Origin of the sequence: Psychrobacter sp. TB20-MNA-CIBAN-0197 (assembly GCF_040309765.1) — a bacterium.
Taxonomy (GTDB): Bacteria; Pseudomonadota; Gammaproteobacteria; order Pseudomonadales; family Moraxellaceae; genus Psychrobacter; species Psychrobacter submarinus.
Genome location: NZ_JBEOPC010000765.1, coordinates 1 through 264, shown reverse-complemented (window position 1 = coordinate 264; position 264 = coordinate 1). Strand labels below are relative to the sequence as shown.

General features: G+C 36.4%; 1 protein-coding gene. It reads right to left on the bottom strand.

Annotated elements, in window-relative coordinates:
• The coding region (locus tag AAEY83_RS15890; protein WP_351060503.1) for a DNA-3-methyladenine glycosylase I at positions 1-264 on the bottom strand (264 nt) is incomplete at both ends.

Below are 264 nucleotides of genomic sequence, written 5' to 3'. Positions count from 1 at the left end.
AGCAAATGCAGTTGATGCCTCTGTAATTGCTGGGTAGTCCTCAACGTTATTTAAATTACTTATAATCGGCTTATTACCCACAAACTGCCATTGGTAGTTACTAAAACTTCCAAATTCTTCTTGTATTTCTATAAAGCGCTTTGCGTTGTTAACAGTTGCCGAAATTTTTAAGCGATTGCGCACAATACCCTCATCAAGCATTAGTCTCTCAACGTCATCTTGTGTGAATTGTGCTACTTTTTTTACATCAAAATTAGCAAATGC